Consider the following 1,778-nt stretch of genomic DNA (forward strand, 5'->3'; position numbering starts at 1 on the left):
GTCCGAAGGCTTCTTATCCAGGGATCCCGCATGCATGGCTGATGCGATTAGCGCTTTGCCGGCGCGCTGTCCAACGGAAATGCCCAAGGCATGTTGCCCGAACGTGCGCGGTGGTTTTAGATGACGGCAGGCGCGAAAACCAAAGGCTTAACGCAGGCGGTATGAATCCCTTTGGAAATCAGCGCTTCAGCTGGTTCACGGGCCGCCGCCTCAACCCTCCGTTAACCATCCCCATTTACGGTTCGGTAAGTATGGCGCGCGTGCGCCGCGCAAGCAGTGGTGGCGATGTCCGGGGCCCAGCCAGAAAATTCGACAGGAAGAAAGGGCAAGGCGGTCTGCGCCTTGCTGCTGGCAACCAGCATGTTTGCCTTGCTGCGCCCGGCTGCGCTCCATGCCCAGGAAACCGAACTGCGTGGCGAGGTTTCGGAATCGGCGATCCTGTCCGACCAGCAGCGCAAGGCGAGACAGCTGGCCCTGGCAGCGCAGGATCAACAGCCGGCCAATGCCGCGCAGGACAATGCGCCGGCCCGCACCTATCTGCCGGCCAGCGCCGGTGCCGTGCCTGACGATACGGATACCGGCGATGCCATCGCGACCGGCAGCCTCTTCGACCAGCCGGCAGCCACTGACGACACGTCCGCCGACATCGCGGCGCCGCCCAAGCCTCGCCGCCGCTCATCGACTGCCGGGCAGAATGCTGCTGGCCAGGCCAAGGACAAGGCTGCCGACAAGTCGAAAAAGAAGAAGAAATCGACGGCCGGCACCTCCGACATCACCGCTTCCACGACCGCCTCCACGACGGATGCCACCGAAGGTGAAGAGACAGACGAGGACACAGCCAACCGCCGCGCCCTCACCATCGACAGTGCCGACAGGCAGAAGCTCGACCCAGGCGCGGAGCGCACTGACGCCATCGAAGGCCAGAAAAAGAAGCTGGAGGATGATCCGTTTGCCGCCACCGGCGTCAAATGGGGCTCCTTCGTCATCCGGCCGACGATCGAACAGGGCCTGACCGCCACCTCGAACGGCGATTCGAGCAGTGCCGGCACGTCGGCGCTGCTGTCCGAGACAGCGCTGCGCTTTTCCGCCGCCTCCGACTGGCGCGAGAACTCAGCCACGATCGACGGCTATGGCCTTTTTCGCGAGACCGTCTCCGGTTACCCGGTTCACGACGCGCAAGGGCGCATCGAAGGCCAGCTCAATGTCGACCTCGACAATGAGTTGCGCGCCATCGCCAAGCTCGGCTACGAGGCCGTGCCGGAATCGGCATCATCACCGGACGCCATTGCCGGCGTCAGCAAGCAGCCGCTGCGGCAGACCATCGATGGCAGCCTCGCCGTCGAAAAGCATCTCGGCAAGATGCAGTACACGCTGACCGGCGCGGTCTCGCACGATTTTTACGGCGACGCCAAGCTCTCGGACGGCACCTCGCTGTCGCAGAAGGATCAGGACTCCACGCTCTACACGGCGACGTTGCGCACCGGCTACGAGATCTCCCCTGCCCTGACCCCCTTCACCGAAATCGAGGTCGGCCGCCGGACCTATGATCAACGCATCGACAATGAAGGCTTCGAGCGCTCATCGACGCGGCTCGGCGCCCGCGCTGGCCTTGCACTCGACATGGGCGAGAAGCTGTCGGGCGAATTCTCGGCCGGCTGGCTCAGGGAAGCGATCGACGACAAAAACCTTGATGCAATCTCCGGTGCCACCGTCAACGCCGACCTCAAATGGTCACCGGAGCGCGGCACCACGATCGGCCTGACCGGGCGGACCACCGT

Annotated in this window: 1 protein-coding gene; it reads left to right on the top strand. The window is 64.2% G+C overall.

Going from position 1 to position 1,778, the window contains the following annotated elements:
- Positions 1–285: 285 nt before the first annotated feature.
- A partial coding sequence (locus tag EN750_RS32470) for an outer membrane beta-barrel protein (protein ID WP_189526615.1) occupies positions 286–1,778 on the top strand: 1,493 nt, incomplete at its 3' end.

The organism is Mesorhizobium sp. M7A.F.Ca.ET.027.03.2.1 (assembly GCF_003999175.1).
Classification (GTDB): domain Bacteria; phylum Pseudomonadota; class Alphaproteobacteria; order Rhizobiales; family Rhizobiaceae; genus Mesorhizobium.